The 19,070-nt window shown below is 61.9% G+C and carries 14 protein-coding genes; 10 read left to right on the top strand and 4 right to left on the bottom strand.

The features are described from left to right. Nucleotides 1–66: 66 nt before the first annotated feature. The 9 genes from SINAC_RS31250 to glmS all read left to right on the top strand — a co-directional run bounded on the left by SINAC_RS31250 (nt 67) and on the right by glmS (nt 9,105). Nucleotides 67–1,149, top strand: coding sequence for a type II secretion system F family protein (locus SINAC_RS31250; protein WP_015249544.1), 1,083 nt, complete (start codon nt 67–69; stop codon nt 1,147–1,149). A gap of 321 nt (nt 1,150–1,470) precedes the next feature. Then, complete coding sequence (locus SINAC_RS31245; protein ID WP_237722622.1) at nt 1,471–2,478, top strand: type II secretion system F family protein; 1,008 nt, start codon at nt 1,471–1,473, stop codon at nt 2,476–2,478. 39 nt (nt 2,479–2,517) lie between these two features. Next, nucleotides 2,518–3,750, top strand: a complete 1,233-nt coding sequence (locus SINAC_RS31240; RefSeq protein ID WP_015249542.1) for a type II secretion system F family protein — start codon at nt 2,518–2,520, stop codon at nt 3,748–3,750. Further along, nucleotides 3,750–4,178, top strand: a complete 429-nt coding sequence (locus SINAC_RS31235) for a hypothetical protein (RefSeq protein WP_015249541.1) — start codon at nt 3,750–3,752, stop codon at nt 4,176–4,178. Before SINAC_RS31240 ends, SINAC_RS31235 begins: the two co-directional genes overlap by 1 nt. Next, nucleotides 4,175–4,705, top strand: a complete 531-nt coding sequence (locus SINAC_RS31230) for a hypothetical protein (protein WP_015249540.1) — start codon at nt 4,175–4,177, stop codon at nt 4,703–4,705. The genes SINAC_RS31235 and SINAC_RS31230 overlap by 4 nt, the downstream gene beginning before the upstream one ends. Next, a complete protein-coding gene (locus tag SINAC_RS31225) occupies nt 4,702–5,166 on the top strand; it encodes a hypothetical protein (protein WP_015249539.1) in 465 nt (154 codons plus the stop codon). The genes SINAC_RS31230 and SINAC_RS31225 overlap by 4 nt, the downstream gene beginning before the upstream one ends. After that, nucleotides 5,163–6,065, top strand: coding sequence for a DUF1559 family PulG-like putative transporter (locus tag SINAC_RS31220; RefSeq protein ID WP_015249538.1), 903 nt, complete (start codon nt 5,163–5,165; stop codon nt 6,063–6,065). Before SINAC_RS31225 ends, SINAC_RS31220 begins: the two co-directional genes overlap by 4 nt. 112 nt (nt 6,066–6,177) lie before the next feature. After that, on the top strand, nt 6,178–7,113 hold the full coding sequence (locus SINAC_RS31215) for a DUF1559 domain-containing protein (RefSeq protein WP_015249537.1): 936 nt from the start codon (nt 6,178–6,180) through the stop codon (nt 7,111–7,113). 147 nt (nt 7,114–7,260) lie between these two features. Continuing rightward, a complete protein-coding gene (gene glmS / locus SINAC_RS31210; protein ID WP_015249536.1) occupies nt 7,261–9,105 on the top strand; it encodes a glutamine--fructose-6-phosphate transaminase (isomerizing) in 1,845 nt (614 codons plus the stop codon). Nucleotides 9,106–9,278: 173 nt separating this feature from the next. On the opposite strand, the gene SINAC_RS31205 is transcribed toward glmS, so the two are convergent. Beyond that, the gene (locus SINAC_RS31205) at nt 9,279–9,953 is read right to left on the bottom strand and encodes an adenylate kinase family protein (RefSeq protein WP_015249535.1); all 675 of its coding nucleotides are present in this window, start codon (nt 9,951–9,953) and stop codon (nt 9,279–9,281) included. A gap of 236 nt (nt 9,954–10,189) precedes the next feature. Between SINAC_RS31205 and SINAC_RS31200 the strand changes: the two genes are divergently transcribed. After that, nucleotides 10,190–12,046 (top strand): ABC transporter permease, encoded by a 1,857-nt coding sequence (locus SINAC_RS31200; RefSeq protein WP_015249534.1) that lies wholly within the window; start codon nt 10,190–10,192, stop codon nt 12,044–12,046. 215 nt (nt 12,047–12,261) lie between these two features. Here SINAC_RS31200 and SINAC_RS31195 read toward each other — a convergent pair whose 3' ends face one another. The 3 genes from SINAC_RS31195 to SINAC_RS31185 all read right to left on the bottom strand — a co-directional run bounded on the left by SINAC_RS31195 (nt 12,262) and on the right by SINAC_RS31185 (nt 18,962). Further along, on the bottom strand, nt 12,262–13,620 hold the full coding sequence (locus tag SINAC_RS31195) for a DUF1552 domain-containing protein (protein ID WP_015249533.1): 1,359 nt from the start codon (nt 13,618–13,620) through the stop codon (nt 12,262–12,264). Then, a complete protein-coding gene (locus SINAC_RS31190) occupies nt 13,617–16,001 on the bottom strand; it encodes a DUF1592 domain-containing protein (protein WP_015249532.1) in 2,385 nt (794 codons plus the stop codon). Before SINAC_RS31190 ends, SINAC_RS31195 begins: the two co-directional genes overlap by 4 nt. Before the next feature lie 210 nt (nt 16,002–16,211). Beyond that, nucleotides 16,212–18,962 carry a c-type cytochrome gene (locus SINAC_RS31185; RefSeq protein ID WP_015249531.1) on the bottom strand — a complete coding sequence of 917 codons (2,751 nt, stop codon included), beginning with the start codon at nt 18,960–18,962 and terminating at the stop codon, nt 16,212–16,214. Nucleotides 18,963–19,070 lie beyond the last annotated feature (108 nt).

Here is a 19,070-nt window from a genome sequence, read left to right as displayed (position 1 = left end):
GACTGCCTCTTACAATTGTGGTGAAATGGTCTTTCACAAATGTCATAGCTCTGGAATGAGGTTGTGATGCCGGAATCCGCGAGCGAGGTGCCCGGGGGGAGAACGATCTCGCTTGGCCATCTGATCGCGTTGAATGACGAGATGGCTGCACTAACTCGGGCGGGCTTGCCGTTGGAGCGTGGTTTGCGTGACGTGGGCCGCGACCTGTCGGGGGGGCTGAGTGCGGCCATGCTCCGGTTGTCGGCCCGGATGGATCAAGGCGAGGGGTTGTCGGAAGCCCTGGCGGCGGACAAGGAAGGTTTTCCCCCGATCTATCGGGCCGTGGTCGAGGCAGGGATCCGGGCGGGGCGGCTGCCGGCGGCGCTCGAGAGTCTGGCGGGCTTTGTTCGCAGCTATCACGATGCGCGGCGGACGATCGGCCTGGCGTTCTGGTATCCGATGGTCGTCCTGGTCTTGGCCTACACCCTTTTTGTCCTGATGGTCACCCAGATGGTGCCCAGGTTCTTGGCCGCCTTTGAATCGCTGGAAATCACGGTTCCGTCAAGTATGAAGGTGCTTGGAGCGATCGGCTCGACGGCGCTTTACTGGGGACCAATTTTGCCGTTGCTGCTCCTCTTCGTGGCGGTTTGGTGGGCCTGGACCGGGAGAGCGTCGAGCTTCCCGTCGAGCGGGTCGCAGTCCCCACTGCGTTGGTTTCCTTGGATGCGAGCGATGATCGCCAATGCCGAGGCGGCCAACTTCGCCCAGCTCCTTTCGATTTTGATCACGCATGGAGTTCCCTATCATCAGGCGGTGCGGCTGGCCTCGGAGGCTTCGGGAGACTCCAAACTCGTCGTGGCCGGACACGAGGTGGCAGTGGCCGTGGAACGGGGGGACCTTCATGCCGTGACAGGGGGAGCGCGAGGCATTCCGCCCTTGCTTCGCTGGATCCTGATCTCCGGACAGGGGCAGGGTCGACTCGCCGATTCCCTCGCTCAGATCGCGACGATCTACCGCAAGCGTGCCTTGTATCAGGCCGAAAAGCTCAAGGTGTTCCTGCCCACGATGATGCTCCTGGGCATTGGACTTTCAGCAACCCTGCTCTATGCACTGACGTTCTTCATCCCCATGTCGGAATTGCTCCGAGGCCTGGCTGTCCCCGTTAACTGAAGCATGTGGTGAGAAACGTGCTCGTTACTTTTTGCAACTCTCACGGGATGACCGGCAATGGCTAGGGGTTGCTCAGGCGGTTGCCCTTTGAAGAGGTTGATGAGTAATAATAAAAATATTTTTTCATTATTATTAATAATATTCATTTGGATTAAAGTGGTTGATAGATCGTATTCGCGAAGAATGCGCCGACCGGAAAAAGGCTTTGCGGACATTGCTTTCTAGCTGCCCATCGGCGGCCGAGAGATCACGCCTATGATGAAACCATCGGATTCAACAAACGGGTCGCATGGTCGCTTGTCGAGTGATGAGGTCGCTCAATTGACCGGCCATATCGCGAGCTTGACGACGGCGGGGTTGCCCCTGGCTTCGGGGGTACGTGCGCTTGGAGAAGAGATTCCGAGGCGCCGGCTTCGCGCGGTCCTCAACCGCCTAGCCGACCAACTCGAGTCGGGTGCTTCGCTGGAGACGGCGATTGAGCGGCAAGGGGAACGACTTCCGCCCCACCTTCGGGGGCTGGTGATTGCGGGGACGAGGTCGGGTAAGCTTGGCGAGGTGCTCGGTCGATTTGCCGGCTATGCCAATATTGGAGTGGACCTGAGACGCTCACTCTGGGTTCGGCTCGCCTACCCGGTCTTCACGATTGCGTTGTCCGCTGCTGTTTTTATCTTCGTCTGCGTGGTCTTGGTGGCCGGCTTTTCGCGAATCTTTCAAGATTTCGGCCTGTCCGTTCCCCTCTTGACCCGCATCGTCTTTCGGGTTGCTGAAGTCGTCGATCGGGTCTGGTTGCCGCTTTTGCAAGGGCTGATCGGGCTGTTTGCCCTGGGCTTGATCGTGTCGCTCGTGCTCCGCGCCGACGTCCGGCGGAGTCTGGCCTGGGTCGTCCCGTTAATTGGTCCGGTCTGGCATCTTAGCGATCTCGCCGAGTTTTCCCACCTGCTTGCGCTCCTCGTGGAGAGCGATGTCCCCTTGCGTGAGGCGTTGCCCATGGCGGGGGCGGCCGTGCGCAACAGCGAGATCACGTCAGGAACGAAACTGGCGTCGCAAGAGGTCTCGGAAGGACGATCCCTGGCCCTGGCTCTGACCCGACCGGCGCTGTTCCCGCCCGGTTATGCGCGGATTATCGGCTGGGCCGAAAAGCACCGCGGACTTTCTGAGGCGCTCCACATCGCCGGTGAAATGTTCGAGGCTCAGGCCCGCAGTCAAGCCTCCTTCGTCAGCACGGTCTGTGCCATTTTGGCCGTCTGGTCAATTCTCTGCGGCATCATCGTCATCGTCTTTGCCATTTTCATTCCGATGATCTCGCTGATCAGCCGTTTGTCAGGCTAAGGGCCGGTGAGTCGGTTCCAATCGTCTGTGGAGAATCAAGTGAGTGCCAAGACCTTGATCGACGAGACCCCGCCCAAGGAGGAGTTGCCGATCTTCGGCAGGGCCTGGCGCTGGCGGATGGGGATGCGGCAACTGCTCTACCTTGTCTTCTACAGCGCCCTGGTCTGCTGGCTCCTCACTCTGCTCTCCCCGCTTTTTGTCGTCAGTCTGATCGGGATCGTGGTGGTGGTCACCATGGTGGCGATCATCGTCTCTCGGCGGCGATCGACGCAGCAGGACGCCTTGGCTGCGATCATCGCCGTCGCCGCGGAACGCGAGATGCCGTTGGCGCCGGCGCTTGATGCCGTCTCCAACCAGTTCATGGGTGGGTATCGGCGCAAGGTACAGACTCTTGCACATTACTTGAAAGAGGGGGCTTCGCTCCCTGTCGCGCTTGATCGAGTGCCGGGAACCCTGCCGGACGACGCCGAGATTCTAGCACGGATCGGGATCGTGGTGGGGAACCTTGCCGGGGCCCTTCGTGAATCGGGGGCGACCCGATTTGGAGTCAAGCCGGTCTGGAATGCGATCGCGCAACGGATCGGTTATTTCTTGTATGTACTCTACGTGATCCAGATCGTGAGCGGGTTTCTCTTCTACTTTGTCATTCCCAAACTCGAGTCGATCCTCAAGCAGTTTGAGATGACTCCGCCGCCACCGACTCTGCTTGTCATCCAGATCGGCCAAGTCATCCAGCATTATGGAGTGCTCTACGCGTTCCTGCTGATCTTGGAATCGGTGGTTCTGCTTTCGCTCATGGCGAGTTTCACGGGATGGAAGCGACTGCGCGTTCCTATCATCGACCGGTTCCTGGTCGGCAAACACTCGGCGTTGATTCTTCGCTCGCTCGCCTGGAGCGTCGAGGGGGGCTACCCGATCACTCGCGGTCTTGAACTCCTCATGGGCTGGTATCCCTCAAAATGGATTCGGAAACGCCTGGGCCGCGTCATTCAGGACGTCAAGCATGGAACCAACTGGGTTGATTCGCTGGCGCATCACAGACTTCTTCGCAAGGTCGATGCGTCGGTGCTGGAGTCGGCCGGGCGTGTCGGAAACCTTCCCTGGGCGTTGCGGGAGACGGCGCTGAGCGCTGAACGCCGGCTGGCCTATCGCCTTCAGATCGTGCTGCAACTGCTGACTCCGATCGTTTTGCTCGCGCTCGGCCTGGTGGTCGCCTTGTTGGCGGTGGCCTATTTCGCTCCGCTGATCAAGATCATAGAGAGGTTGTCGTGATGGTCTTAGGTCGAGCCAATGCGTACACGAGACGCAGGGCATTCACGATGGTTGAGGTGGCGATCACTTCGTTGCTCTTGGTGATTGCCATGTCGATGACGTTGCAAGTGCTTGGCTGGGTCGCCGCCGAACGCCGGGCCGTGGACCGCCGTCAGTGCGCGATCCGCGAGTCGGCCAACATCATGGAACGGCTGGTCGCTCGCCCCTGGGAAGAATTGACCGCAGCTGCCTTGGAGGAGGTCAGGCTTTCCGAACCGGCTACACAGACTTTGCCGGGCGCAGAACTGACCGTGGCGGCGGACGACAAGACCGAGCTGGGCGGTTCCAAGCGGCTCTCCTTACGACTTCGCTGGCGCAACCGTGCCGGCGGCTGGGAGGCGCCCGTGCGGCTGAGCGCCTGGACTTACCGAGGCGGGAGGGAACGATGAGGAGCCACCGGCGCGGGTATGTGATGGTCGAATTGATGCTTGTGATGAGCTCGCTGTTGATTATCTTCGGGGTCTGCGTCGTCCTGATGCACGGGCTCTTGAAGTTGGATCGCGCGGGCCGCGCTCATTTGGCCGAGTCGTCCAGTCGCGACCGGCTCGCTCGCCAGTTCCGCCTTGACGTTCGGTCGGCCTCCCGGTCGAAGCCGGGCCGCGAGGATCGAGCCCCCTCGGACCATCTCGAATTGGTTCGTCCCGATGGCCGGATCATTGACTACCGCGTCCTCAAGGGGCAGATCGTGCGCGACGAGCATGACAAAGGGGGCCAAGTTTTCGGCCACGAATCGTATCGGCTTCCCTCGCAGGCCCTCCCCCGGTTCCAGGTCCGCGAAGAGGAGAAGTCGTTGTTGATTCTTCTGCAATTGCACCGCGAACCGGCCTCGGAGGGGATGCGATCGCCTGACCCCGGCTGTGAGGCGCTTCTGAGCAAGGACCTTCGTTTCGTCGACACGCAGGGGAGCGCACGATGAAATCGGTCAGACGAGCGAGAACGTTTGAACCCCGAGAACGGGGGCTCCGTTTGCGACGTGGGTCCATCACGGTCTTCGTGCTGGTCTGCCTGGTCGCGATCACCATGGTTTGCGGAGTCTTACTTCGGATCGGTCTGGCCGAGCGGCAGCGGATCCGCGCGGAGGCGCGTCGGCTCCAGGCCGAGTGGCTGGTCGAATCGGGCCTGGAACGCGCGGTCGTACAAATCAATGAGTCAAAAGGTGAGTATCAAGGAGAAGTCTGGGAAATTACGGCTGCCGAGCTGGGCGGCCTTGATTCCGGGCGCGTGACGATTGCCGTGGAGACGCCCAAGGATGAGGCAGGCGGCCGGCGTCGGGTGCGGGTTCAGGCCGACTATCCCCACGACGCGACGGCCCGGGTCCGGCTCAGTAAAATGTTGACCGTTGCGATCAAGTCAGCGTCGTCGAGTGAAAAGCCATGAGTCGTCACACCGGCAAGCTGCGTGGTTACACCTTGGTCGAAACTTTGGTCGTCCTCTGCATTATCGCCGGGATGATCGCTCTTCTGCTCCCTGCGATCGGGGGGGGGCAGGAGATGGCAAGAAGGGCCCAATGTGCCAATAACTTGAAACAACTCGGTCTCGCGATGCATAATCATCACAGCACTCACGACGTTTTTCCGCCGGGTGTTGTCAACTTCTCCGGGCCAATCAGGAATGAACCGCTCGGCGCTCACTTCAGTTGGGTTGTGCAATTGCTGCCGTATATGGAGCAATATCGGTTTACCGTTGACGTCGGTGATGGTTTGGGGATCTATGCGCCGAGCTACCGTACCATGCGTGTGAATCAGATCACTTCACTACGTTGTCCGTCTGATCCGGGACCACTTAAACGCAACGACGGGACTGCGGAAAACAATTACGTGGGTTGCCACCACGATGTTGAGTCGCCGATCGATGCCGACAACCACGGTGTCCTCTATCTCAACAGCCGGGTCCGCTACGAAGACATTGCGGATGGTTTGTCAGGGACCCTCATGGTTGGCGAGAAGCTTCGAAACGGTTTCGACCTTGGTTGGGCTTCGGGGACTCGCGCCACGCTTCGGAATACCGGGAGCCCGATCAATGCGGGCGACCTTCTCTATGCAAAGACGAAGATCCGTTCGTGGAGCGACGGTACCAAGATTCTCGATTCGAACAAGCTGCCGGATTCGATGAACCACTTTCTGGTCGGCGGGTTTGAGAGCCGGCATCCGCGAGGCGCGAACTTCACTTTTTGCGACGGCTCGGTCCGGTTCCTCAGCGACTCCATCAACCGTCGCATCTATCAATGCCTGAGCCACCGCGATGACGGGGAACTGATCGATGTTTCCAAGCCCTGAACGCGCATTGGAAGTTCTTTGGGAAATGAGCACCATTTCGGACGCCGTCGGCCCTGATTTGCGACCGCGTTCCCTGACCGAACCACCCCTTCCCTGAGGCTGGAGAGAGACGATGTGCCGACCGACACGTAATCAACGGGGTTTCACGTTGATTGAACTGCTGGTGGTGATCGCGATCATCGCGGTGTTGATCGCCTTACTGCTGCCGGCCATCCAGGCGGCCCGCGAGGCGGCCAGACGCTCACAATGTATCAATAACCTGATGCAACTCAGCATCGCGCTGCAGAACTATGAATCCGCATTCGAGGTCTTGCCGCCGGGAGTTGTTAACCCCACTGGACCGATCCAGAACCTTCCCAAGGGCTATCATTATAGCTGGACTGTGCAGATCCTTCCGTTCATTGAACAGAAAAGTTTGTACAAGCATATCGACTTCAAGTCGGGTGCCTATGACGTTGCCAATCTCACCGCTCGCCTGATCACGGTGAGGAGTTTCCTTTGTCCTTCCGACGCGGGGCCTCGAGGTGGGGCGTTGGCGAATACGCCAGGGGCGAGTAATTACGTCGCATGCCACAATGGTGTGGAAGCGCCGATTGACACCAACAACAACGGGGCGTTCTACCTCAATAGCAGCGTGCGCTATGAGGATATCCCCGACGGCAGTTCGCAAACGATTTTTCTGAGCGAAAGGCTGTTGAGTAGCACCGACCTGGGGTGGATCTCCGGAACTTCATCGACCCTCCGAAACACCGGGACCCTGCCGAACGCCGCGAGCCGTGGCTTGGTGAAGTCCCCCGTTGGTCCCTTGGATGACCAGGAGGATGAGGGAGGGGCCGGTATCGGAGCAGGGGCCGGAGCCGCCGGTGCTGCGGCAGACGACCGTTCGAGCTTGATCGTCGGTGGTTTCAGTAGTAGGCATTCAGGAGGAATCAATTGTGCGTTTGGTGATGGATCGGTCCGGTTCATCAAGGACTCGGTCAGTGGGGCGGTCTTCGAAAGGCTTGGGAATCGTGCCGATGGGGAGTTGATCAGCGACGAACAATACTGAAGCAGGCCCCTCGACCCATAAGGTTCGACTTGAGCATGACAGAGGCGCGAACGCCACACGCCCGAATCTGACAGCGACTCTCGACCGGTCGATACGCTATGATCGGGGATCGGATTACACCCGATCGGCTTGACGCTGGAGGTGACTGTGTGTGGTATCGTCGGCTATACGGGAGTGCATGAGGCCAGCCCGGTCCTGGTGGCCGGTCTGCGTCGTCTGGAATACCGCGGATACGACAGTGCGGGGGTTGCGATCGTTTCCGACGGACGTGTTGTCGTTCGCAAACGGGCGGGCCGCGTTCGCATACTCGAGGAGGCGCTCGATAAAGAACCGGCGGTCGGGCACTGCGGGATCAGCCATACGCGTTGGGCGACACATGGGCCCGCCAACGACCGGAACGCACATCCCCATGTCGGTGGGAAGGGGGGGGCCGTTTCGGTAGCCGTCGTTCACAACGGGGTGATCGAGAATCACTCTGCGCTTCGTGCCGAACTCACGGCCGATGGGTTTTTGTTCCTCAGCCAGACGGATACGGAGGTGATCGCCCACCTGATCGCCCGCGAACTCGGGGACGGTGACGGCCTCTTCCAGGCGGTCCAACGCGCGTTGCCCCAACTGGAGGGGACCTACGGCTTGGCGGTCATTAGCCCGCGTTGCCCTGGCCAGGTCGTCGGAGCACGGCTGGGAAGCCCCCTGGTCGTCGGCCTTGGCGAGGGGGAGCACTTTCTGGCCAGCGATGCCCTGGCCATTGCGCCTCATACGGCGAAGGTCGCCTACCTCCAGGATGGCGAGGTCGTTCGGCTCGGTCCCGACGACTTTGAGATCCGTCATCGCGAGCGGGGATCGATCACCCCGCGGATCGACCGGATCGATTGGAAGCCCGACGCGGTGGAGCTGGGCGGCCATGCCCACTACATGCTCAAGGAGATCCGCGAGCAGCCCGAGACGATCCATGACGCTTGCCGGGGCCGGTTCCGTCGCGCCGAGGCCACCGCGCAATTCGGCGGCCTGAACATGACTCCTCGGCAACTCCGCCGGGTTCGCCGGATCGTCTTTGCCGCTTGCGGGACCAGTTGGCACGCCGCGATGGTGGGCGAATACCTGATCGAGCGATTGGCTCACCTCCCGGTCGAGGTCGAGTATGCCAGCGAGTTCCGTTACCGCAACGCTCCGCTCGACGATCGCACCTTGGTCTTCGTCCTCAGCCAGTCGGGCGAGACCGCCGATACGCTCGGGGCGCTCCGGGAGTCGAAGCGGCAGGGGCACCCCACCCTGGCGATCGTGAATACGGTGGGGAGCACGATCGCGCGCGAAGCGACCGGCGGGATTTTCCTCCATTGCGGCCCGGAAGTGGGCGTGGCCAGCACGAAGGCGTTCACTGCACAGGTGGCTGTACTCACGCTCCTGGCGATTCATCTGGGCCGGCTTCGCCACCTTTCCTTTACCGATGGCCTGGCCGCGATTGAGGCGGTTGAGGCGATTCCCCAGGCGCTCGGAGAGGTCTTGGCCAAGATCGAGCCGGCGATCCTCAAAGCGGCCCAGCGGCTCGCGCAGACGAAGAGCGTGCTCTACCTCGGTCGTGACCTGCACTTCCCTGTCGCCCTCGAGGGGGCCCTGAAGCTCAAGGAGATCAGCTATATCCACGCCGAGGGGTATCCGACGGCCGAGATGAAGCACGGCCCGATCGCCTTGGTCGACCGCGAGACGCCGTGCGTCTTCGTTGCTCCCCGAGGCGCGCTCCACGCCAAGACTCTGAGCAACGTTGAGGAAGTCCGGGCGCGACATGGCACGATCATCTCGGTCGGGACCGAGGGGGACGAGTCGCTCGAAGCGATCTCCGACATTTTCTTGCCGATCCCCGACGTTCCCGAGATCGTCCAGCCGCTCCTCGCGGTCGTCCCGCTCCAACTCCTCGCCTACCACGTGGCCTTGCTCCGTGGGTGTGACATCGACAAGCCGCGCAACCTGGCCAAGAGCGTTACCGTGGAGTAACCGGGCCTTTGCTGGGGTCCGTCCGTACTCGGACCCCAGTGCGAGGACCAGAAGACCAGGGGGCGAGTACGGACCCTACGGCCACCCCAATCACCTGGCTTGTGATCGACCCGTACGAAAATTGCTGGAGGAATTGTGGACGATCGGGGCTATTGGGGTTGGACTTCGATGCGTCACTCCCGGAGTCCGAGAGCCCGGCAGGTCTCGGCGTAGACCGCTTCGTACGACTGTTCGCCGTTGACCGTCCGGAAGCGGTCCGGGGCATGTTCCCGATAGTGAGCGAGGATTGGCAGCCCATGCTCGTTGTAGATTCGCTGCCTCACCTCAATGACGTCGGCCGTATCGTCGGGCCTTTGCTCGAGGGCTGTGCCGTCGCGGTCGCAACGCTCGGGGACTCGCGGCGGCTGGTTGACGAGGTGGTACGTCGATCCGCAGACGGGACAGACGCGCCGCCCTGTCATTCGCTTGACCGCCGCCTCATGACTTACAGCGATCTCGAGATAACAGTCGATCCGGAAATTCAAAATTTGTTCAAATTTGGCCAGGATCGGCACTTGCCCCATGGTCCGGGGGAAGCCGTCGAAGAGGAGTCGATCGGTCCCGGGAGTCTTGAGGGTTTGCTCGAGGAGTTCACCGATCAGGGAGTCCGGGACGAGATTGCCCCCTTTGATGAGCTGTTCGGCGCGAACTCCGAGCGGGTCACCCTTGCGGATTGCGTTGCGGAGCAGTTCCCCCGTGCGGATCAACAGGAACCCATGGTCAGCGCCCAGTTGTTCGGCCAAGCTGCTCTTGCCGCTTCCGGGCCTGCCGAAAATCACCACGTGGGTTGGGGGGACCTTCCAGGACAAACGACCACCTCCTCACGGCCTTGGGGGATTCGAAAACCAGATTCTGCTCTTCCGTTATACGAGGTCGACGACCCGAGGCCAATCCCGCCATTGGTCTTCGGGGCCACTCGTTGAAGGATCACGGTTCCTGGAGATGTGCCCGGAGACGGGACGAATCGTTTATCGACTGACGACGCCCGCGTTACCCCTTTCGGAAGGGAAGACCGCGACGAAACCGGACCATCAGGATCCTGCCCATGCTTCCCGGACCCGTCTTCAATGTCGAACTGCTGACCACCGCGCGGCGGATTCGCTACTACGTTTTTCGCTCCATCTACGGTGTGACCCTTCTCTATTTCATCTGGCAGAATGGCCCTGAGTACCGGGCCTGGAGATTTCAAAGTCACGTCGGCGAACTCTCCATTCAGGAAATGGCCCGGCTCGGCTGGACCTTGTTCACCACCATCCTGATCGTTCAGTCGGTCGCGGTTCTGCTGTTGACCCCGGCATTGGTGGCCGGGGTCATTGCCGAGGAGAGGCAGCGGAAAACGTTGCACTACCTCCTGGCGAGCCGGCTCTCGAGCGGAGAAATCATCCTGGGAAAGCTCGCAGCGAGGATGCTCCACCTGGGCGTATTCGTCGCCATCAGTCTCCCGATCATGAGCATGTTGAGCCTCTTCGGCGGCGTGGATCCGATGGTGGTTTTGTTGACCTTCGCAGTCACGATGACCTCCGCGTTTTTTCTCTCCGCCCTTTCCATCCTCGTCTCGACGCATGCGCGTCGGCCGCGCGAAGCGATATCGCTCGCTTATGTGTTGGAGTTGTACTGGATTTTCGGGCCGACGTTCATGGGAATTCTGATGCCGAGGGGCGGACCCTTGTGGACTCAGGCCTACCAATGGATCAAGCCGGTCAACGATTGGATTGCCCCGACGAGTCCATTCAATGCGTTCATTGTGATGAGCCGGCTTGGTTCCGGGAACGCAGACGCGATCCTGCACTTTTGTGGTTGGATGATGGGGTTGCAGACGGCCTATGGGCTCCTCTTCGTCGTGATCGCCGTGCTCAGGCTGAGAGGGATCAATCGTCGTGAGGGAGAAGGGCGAATGACGGCACAGCTCACCGCTCTTCGTCGTGGCGGCCGGCTGCTGCCGCGGCCCGAGTGCGGTGACGATGCGATGATGTGGAAGGAACGCTATGTCTCTCGCACCAGTCTGGTTACGAAGATTGCCATGATAGTGATCGTGTTTATGGTCCTCTGCGGACTTAGCTATCTGACCTACGATTCTGCCAAACCGGCCTTCATCGAAGTGCTCGCGTTCGGTTACGGGGTCTTTGGGGTTTACGCGGATCGTCAGCAATTTAACATGTATCTCCGTTTTGTTTGTACGGCAATGTATATGATTTTGGCCATAGCGGTTGCCAGTTCGGCTTCGAGCGGGCTGACGAGCGAGCGTGAGGAGGACACCTGGACGAGTCTGGTCGCCACGCCGATGGACGGACTGGAGATCATTCGCGCCAAGATGATCGGGGCGATCTGGGGGCAGCGTTGGCTCGTTGGCGTGCTGATTTTGCACTGGTTGCTGGGGCTCGCGGCCGGATCGATCCATCCGCTCGGAGTCGTGGCGGTCGCGCTGGAGACCACGGTCTACCTCTGGTTTGCCATCGCGCTGGGGACCTATTACTCCGTGGGGGCAAAGACGTCCGCACGTGCTCTGGTCGCGACGGTCGGTACCATGATCCTGGTCAATGGAGCGTACCTGATGTGTTGCATTCCCCTGTCGACGTGGAATTGGCTGCACGCTGTGGGAGTGACTCCGATGGTGGAAGCCGTCTCACTGATCTCGTTCCCCGATTTTAGTAGCCTGTCACTCGGCAGGGTTCGTGGGGGGGCTTTGTGGGATGAGATCGACCTGATGGCGAGTGCGTTCGTCAGCGTCCTCTGTTATACCGTGGCCGCGCTTGCCTTGACACTTCGTACCCTGGACCGGTTTGACGTTGAGGCGGGTCGACCGAGTCGGGAGTCGGCTGTCCCGCCTTCGACGCTGATAGCGTTTGACGAAGTCGTCGATGTCAAAAGGGCTGTCGAACTCGAAGACGAGGACCTGTCGTAGGCCGGTGATCGACGTTTCAAGCGAGAGCGGTCGGCCTTGATTGCCCCACAAGGCCGTTCCGGATCGGCAGATTTCTGGGAGCCCCGAAGGGGCGGCCGTCAATAGCCAGGGGCGCAAGCCCCGGGAAATGATTCGATGTGAAATGCGCTTATAGTATTACTGTCCTCCGCCGTGGCAGGGCGGGCCGTCAGCCCGTCCTGCCGCGACGGGGGATGTCAGAGTCCTTCGACCCGGCCGGTGCTGTCGCCGAACCGATCGACCGGCGCGCCCATCCGATCGAGCAGCGAGAGATAGAGGTTATTCAGCGGGGTGTTGTCCGCAACCTTGAGGTGGCGGCCGGTCTGGAGTGAACCGCCTCCCTTGCCCGCCACCAGGATGGGCAGGTCGTCGTGGTTGTGCCTGTTCCCGTCGCTGATTCCGCTGCCGTAGACGATCATTGCGTTGTCGAGCAGAGTGCCTTCACCCTCCTTGATCGCCTTGAGCTTGCCCAGGAAGTAGGCAAACTGGCTGACATGAAGATGATTGATCCTCTTGATTTTTTCGTGCTTCTTCGGGTCGCCGCCGTGGTGGGAGAGTTCGTGGTGGCCTTCCGGCACGTCGATGACTGGGTAGCTGCGGTTGCTCCCTTCGTTGGCGAACATGAAGGTGCTGATCCGGGTCACGTCCCCCTGGAAGGCGAGGACCATCAGGTCGCACATCAGGTGGACGTGCTCCTGGAAGTCGCGCGGTACGCCCGACGGCCGGGCGATTTGGGGAAGGTCGCCCCCGGTCTGGTTGGAGGCGCGGTCCACCCGGCGCTCGATTTCGCGGACGGCGGTCAGATACTCCTCGACCTTGCGCTGGTCGGTGATTCCGAGCCGGCCCTTGAGGGTCGCGGCGTCCTCGGCCACGTAGTCGAGGATGCTCTTCTTGTAGAAGTCGCGGCGAGCGCGTGAGGCGGCGGTGCCGGTGGCGTTCTGGCTGGTGAAGAGCCGGTCGAAGACGAGCCGAGGGTTGACCTCCTTGGCCATCGGCGTCGATTCGGTTCGCCAGGAGATGTTGGACGAGTAAGCACAGCTATAGCCGGTGTCGCAGCTCCCTGATTGCGCGCCTCGGTCGATTCCGAGCTCGAGCGAGGGGAAGCGGGTTTGACCGCCTACCTTGAGTGCGGCGATCTGATCGACCGAGACGCCCACCCGGATGTTCGCCCCGTCGGTCTTGAGCGGGTGGCACCCCGTGAGGAAGGTGGAGAGTGCCCGCGCATGGTCGCCGCCGCCGTCCCCCAACGCAAAGCCGTTCTTCTGAGTCAGGCCGGTCATTACCAGCAGGTCGTCTTTGAAGGCGGAGACCGGTTCCAGGATGTACGGGAGCGTGAAATCGGTGCCGACCTCCTTCGGAGTCCAATCGGCCATGTGGGCGCCGTTGGGGACGTAGAAGAAGGCCATCCGCAACGGGGCCGTGGCCGCTTTGCCGGCGGCACCGGCCGGAGCGGCCAGCGCTGCGGTGGTGCTCATGGCTTCGAGCCAGGGTAGGGCGATCGCCGTTCCGAGCCCGCGCAACACCGTTCGACGCGAGATTTGTCTTGCGCTTCTCATCGTCCGGCTCCCCGGTTTTTCCGTTTCTGGAATGGATCGCTGTTGACGATCTCGAGCACCAGCCTCGAGAACTTGGATTGATCCGAACTCGTCGCATCCACGATCCGGTCGATGGCACACTTGTCAGGATCTTCGATTCCTCGACCGATGGCAAACGTCAGCATCTTTTCCGCCAGGCAGCGTGTGAAATTTTTCTCACGCGTTTTGAGAATCCCCTTCAGCTCCTCGGGGCCTTGGAACGACTGTCCCGAAGGGAGGGCCCCGGAACTGTCGACCGGGAAGGCCCCGTCCTTGTCGCGCCAGGCGCCGATGGCATCGAAGTTCTCGAAGGCGAACCCGAGCGGGTCCATTCGAGCGTGGCACGAGGCGCAGTTCGGATTGGAACGATGCTGCTCCATCCGTTGTCGCAGGCTGCCGGAAAGGGTTGTGCTTTCGTCATCCTTCAACTCGGGCACGTCGGGTGGAGGAGGGGGGGGCGGGGTTCCAAGCACTTGCTCGAGGATCCACTTGCCCCGCTTCACGGGCGAGGTGCGCGTCGGGTTCGAGGTCACCGTCAAGATGCTCGCCTGCGTGAGCAGGCCGCCGCGATGCGACCCCTCGCTCAGGGACACCCGGCGAAACTGGTTTCCCTTGATTTCGGGGATGCCGTAGTGGGCGGCGAGCCGTTCGTTGAGGAAGGTGTAGTCGGCGTCGAGGAAGTCGAGCACGCTCCGATCCTCGCGCATCACCTCTTCAAAGAACAACTCCGTCTCCTTCAACATGGCTGCGCGAAGCGGCTCGTCGAAGGTGGGAAACTGCTTGCGGTCGGGGCTCACCGTCTTGAGGTTGCGGATCTGCAACCACTGGTCCGCGAAGTTCTCGACGAGCGCCTTGGCTTTGGGGTCGCGGAGCATCCGCCGGACCTGCGTCTCGAGGTTGTTTCCCTCGCGGAGCTTGCCTTCGGTGGCGAGCTGCCAGAGCTCGTCGTCGGGGATGCTGCTGTAGAGGAAGTAGGAAAGACGCGACGCCAGTTCGAATTCGTTGATCGGATGCGTGCGCGTGGCCTGGGTCTTCTCGCTTTTTTCGATGCGCGGATCGATTTCGACCCGGAAGAGGAATTGGGGCGAGACCAGGACCGCCTCGAGAGCGAGTTGAATTCCTCGCTCGAAAGAATCGCCGCTCTGCTCGGCCAGGTCGACGAACTTGACCAGCCGGGCGACTTCACCGGGCGTAATCGGCCGTCGATAGGCCCGGCTTGCGAAGCGTTCGAGGATCGCCTGCACGCAGTCGCCCCTTGTGGCATCGGTGGGCGTCTGGAAGATGATCTTCTGGTGTGACGCCGGTAAAGGCGTGTTTGCGGCTACGGCCGTCCCCTGGATTTCGAGATAATCCACGATCAGGTTGCGATCGCGTTGCTTCGGGTTCTCGGCCTTGGGGTCATAAAAGTCATTGACGAAGGCGACCGAAATGCGCCTTGCGCCTGCGCTCAAGGGGACCTTGACCTCGTAGACTTTCGGGTTCTCGACCTCGGCGGTTACCTCGACGGTCTCAACCGCCTTGCCGTCGACCTGGAAGGCCATGCGGGCCGGCTCAGGGCCGGCCTGCTGGCCGAATGCTCGGGCTCGGAAGACGTACTCACCCTCCCTCGGGCAGGGGAATGTGACAGCGATCTCGCCCGTGGTGCCCAGAGTTCGAGCCCAGTCTTCGTACGGCGCTCCTCCCGCGTCCGTCTCCAGCCCCTCGGTCTCCCACGTCTTCAGTAACCCGCCCGAGCCCGAATCGGCGACGATTGCCTGCTCGACGATCGACTCGGCCGCCGCCAGGTATTGTTCCATCAAGATCGGGGGCAGGGTCAGGACGTCGCCGATGTTGTCGAACCCGTATCCGACGTCGTCGGACGGGAAATCCTCGGCGGGGCGGAAGTCGATGCCGAACAGGTCACGAATCGTATTGTTATATTCGGATCGATTGAGTCGGCGGAGAGTCACTCGCCCGGGATCGCTCTCCTTGCCGCAGTCCAGCTTCTCCATCCGCGAGTCGATCCAGCCGGTCAGGAGTTCGACCTCCGCTTTCGTCGGCTTTGGTTTCCCCTCTGGAGGCATGTCACCCGACTCGACGTTCTCGACCACGAGCTGCCAGACCTTCTGGCTCGCGGCGAGAGACGATTCGTCTGTCAGCTTCGCAAGGTTTACCCCCCCTTTGGGCTTCTTGTCGCCATGGCAGTTGATGCAGTACTTGGCGAGTAAAGGAGCGATCTGATCGGAGAAAGAAGCCTCCGATGTTGCCGTCGGCTTCGTCGGCTCCGCCCCGACCGAGGCTGAAACGAACGATACAAGGCAGAGAAGGCTCAATAAGACCGCGCGCTGGGGGCGTGGAATGGGCGAGGCTGGTCGACGTCGCATGGATTACCCTCGGGCAGGCAGCGAAGGCGGGCTGGCAATCAAAGTTTGTAACAAAATTCAACCTGGCGATCGAGATGGGGCCCCCAAGAATAACGAGGCAAGGGCTCCGATCGATCGATCAAGCTGGGTCGTTCGTTCAAAAGGATCGCTTGGAACGCGAGACGCCATTGTCCCGCCCTTTGTTTTATCGGGTTGTCCGTGGTTTCAGGATCAAGGCTCGACGGTGAGCCGAATGCGTTTGGTAAATTGCCCCTGGTCGCTCGGTTTCATCATGAACCAGCGGGCGTTGGGATCGCCGGCCACGTTGGGGGCGGATTCAACCCGCCCATCCGGGGATTGCAGGCTGGCTCGAGCCTTGCCGACGGCCCAGGACAATTTCCCATTCGGGGGGTGCTCGAACAAGGCCGGTGTGTATCCTTCGGGGACTCCTGTCACGGTCACCTGCCGCTCCCACCCGCCGATCATGGGCTCGATCCGTTCTTGGACCACGACATCCGTGTCTTTCGGCCCGTGGAGGGTGTAAGCCAACGAGACGGCGGCGGCTTCGAAGCTCAGTTCCTGGAAACTGCCGAATCGCTCGCGGACTTCGGTCGGGAAGACGGTCAGACGGTCGGGGCCGACGAAGACAATCGGCGGCTGCCGGTTTGGGGCCACCCAGATCGACTCTCCCTCGGGGTGCCATTCCCAGAGCCGGCCCGACTTGGTCCGGGAGAGAAATCCCCCGCGCCACCAGGAGAGCCAGGTCAGGCGGTCGGCATCGAAGAGCAGCGAGTGGTCGTTTTTGAGGCCGATCGCCAGTGCGCGGGGGATGTACTTGGTCTGCGGGGCCTCGGGCAGGAGCACCATGTCGCGGACGACCAGGGCACGGTCCCCCTCGTGTTTGAGGACCTCGCGAGCACCGGCCGAGGCGACATCGGCCAGCGATCCGCTGGCAAGCAGCCGCCAGATTTGGTTGAGCTGGTCATCGAGTGTGCCGGGGATGCTCTCGATCGGCTTGGCGAACTGGGGCATCGGGGTTCCGGCGATGATCCGTTGCGGGTTGGCGATCCAGCGGTGGAAGTAGCGATCCGCCATCCGGCGATGGGCGAGGGTCAGGTCGGGGCCCAGGGTTTCGGGTTCGCCTCCGGGCGGGATCCGGCCGGATAGGACGTGGCAGGAGATGCAGCCGAAACCGCGCTGACCGATCAGTTGCGTGGCCGCTTCGGTTGCGCGAGCGTCGAGTCGAGCGACCTTGTTTGGCGGATCGGGCTCGCTCTGCATCCGGTCGTGAACCTGGAGGAAGGCGACGATGGCGTCGGCCTCGCCGGGTTCGAACGCGAAGGTCGGCATCCGGACCGAGAGCCAGGGCCGGGCGGTGGGCGCGGTGGATCTGACCGACGTTCCGAGATAGGCGTGGCGGAGCTTGTCGCCGACGGCCGTCAGGTTGGGGGGAGTGAGCGTCCCCTTGAGGCCGCCGAGTTCGGGGTCTTCGGCCAGGAGCGTGGCGATCCGCCCGCCGAGTTCCTCGCCCCCTCGACCATCGCGAGCGTGGCAGCCGAAGCAATTGAGGCGCCGCAACGAATCGTCGGCGAGGGTTTGCCGGCTGGTGGGGGCGGGCGTGCTCGGGAGCCCCGCGACGAATTCGCGGAGCGCCTGTCTCTGTTCCTCGGTCAGCGAAAAGTGAGGGACGAGCGGGCCGCTCGGTTCGACCGCGAGGCAACCGGCGTCGGGTGGGGAGCCGGCGGTGAGCTTGATGTCGGCGGGTGCTGGCTTCAAGCCCGGGAGCGCGTGACAGGCAACACAGCGGGCACTCTCGACAAGCCGGAGGCCGCGCGCGGGATCGCCGTCACCGTCGAGTAAGGGGCGGGGTGGGGGGGCCTGGTCGGAGGTCCCGAGGTAGGCGGCCAGGTGCGCGGCCTCGTCGACGGTCAGCCGGAGCTCATGGCGATGTTTCACGGCCGTTTTGTTGGCCTTGGCAGGGCCGAGGAACGCGGTGAGCCACTCCACAGACCGTTTCCGGGGGAGGTCGGAGAGGTCGGGGGCTGCCGGCTCGTGCGCGGGGGGCGATCCCTTGGTGTGGCACCCCAGGCAGCCGATCGACCGAAAGAGCAGGCGGCCCCGAGCCGGGGCGGCAACGTTGAGCGCCATCCTGGCTTCCGGTGTGACCGAAAACGATGGCGGAGCGAGGCTCGCCAGGTAGGCGCGGATGTCGGCGGTTTCGGCCTTGGAAAATCCATGACCGAACGACGGCATCCGGCTGCCGGGGCGAAGCGCATCTGGGTTGGTCAGCCAGGCGTCGAGCCAGGCAGGGTCGATTGCATGCCCCGCGTCGGCCAAGGGTGGTCCTTGGTTCCGGTGAACCGGCAGGTCGAGAATCTGGTGGCAGTTGGCACAGCCGATTCGATCGGCGAGCCTTCGGCCTTCCTCGAATCGATCGGGTTGCAGTCGTTTGCTCGCATCATGGTAGAAGAGCCGCGCAGGGATTGGCTCCCGGCCGAAGCCCGGGCCTTCCCAATCGATGGCGACGTGCGCTTCCCCCTGGCGGTGTCGATACTCCAGGGAGATCGGCGAGAAGCCGGCGGGTAAGTCGATGGAGTCGGCTTTCAGGGTTTCGCCGTTGCCTTTCAAGACCAGCCGCCCGGCGACCTTCAGGTCGATCTCACCATCACTCCTCGCCTGGAATCGATGGACTCCAGGGCTTTGAATCAGGATCAAGCCTTCCCAGCGGCCGACGAACTCCGTCGCGGGGATGCGCGCGTCGGGAGACGCAGATCCCCAGTGGGCGTTGAGATCGAAGAGGATTTGCCTGACCACCGTCTTGGGAACGCTCGCCGACGAGAACGAGGCCACCAGACCGGGACGCTCCGCTTCGTCGAGTTCCTCATCCTGGTGGTTAGCGGCCGGCGAGCGGGACGTCGGCCCCAGGCTTATGCAGATGACGATGCCGAAGAGGAGGCAGCGGCGAACGCAAATCGAAGACATCGGGCGGGGTCTCTCGGAGGGCGCGTTGCGGCCGGCTTTTCGCTCGCGAGCAGAGCAAGTTTACGACCCGTTGCGACGATCCGCAATAAACCGCCAAGAGCCGGAGTC

The sequence above is a fragment of the Singulisphaera acidiphila DSM 18658 genome, from assembly GCF_000242455.2.
Classification (GTDB): Bacteria; Planctomycetota; Planctomycetia; order Isosphaerales; family Isosphaeraceae; genus Singulisphaera; species Singulisphaera acidiphila.
Note: the sequence above shows the minus strand (reverse complement) of the source record. Positions and strands in the feature narration are given on the sequence as shown.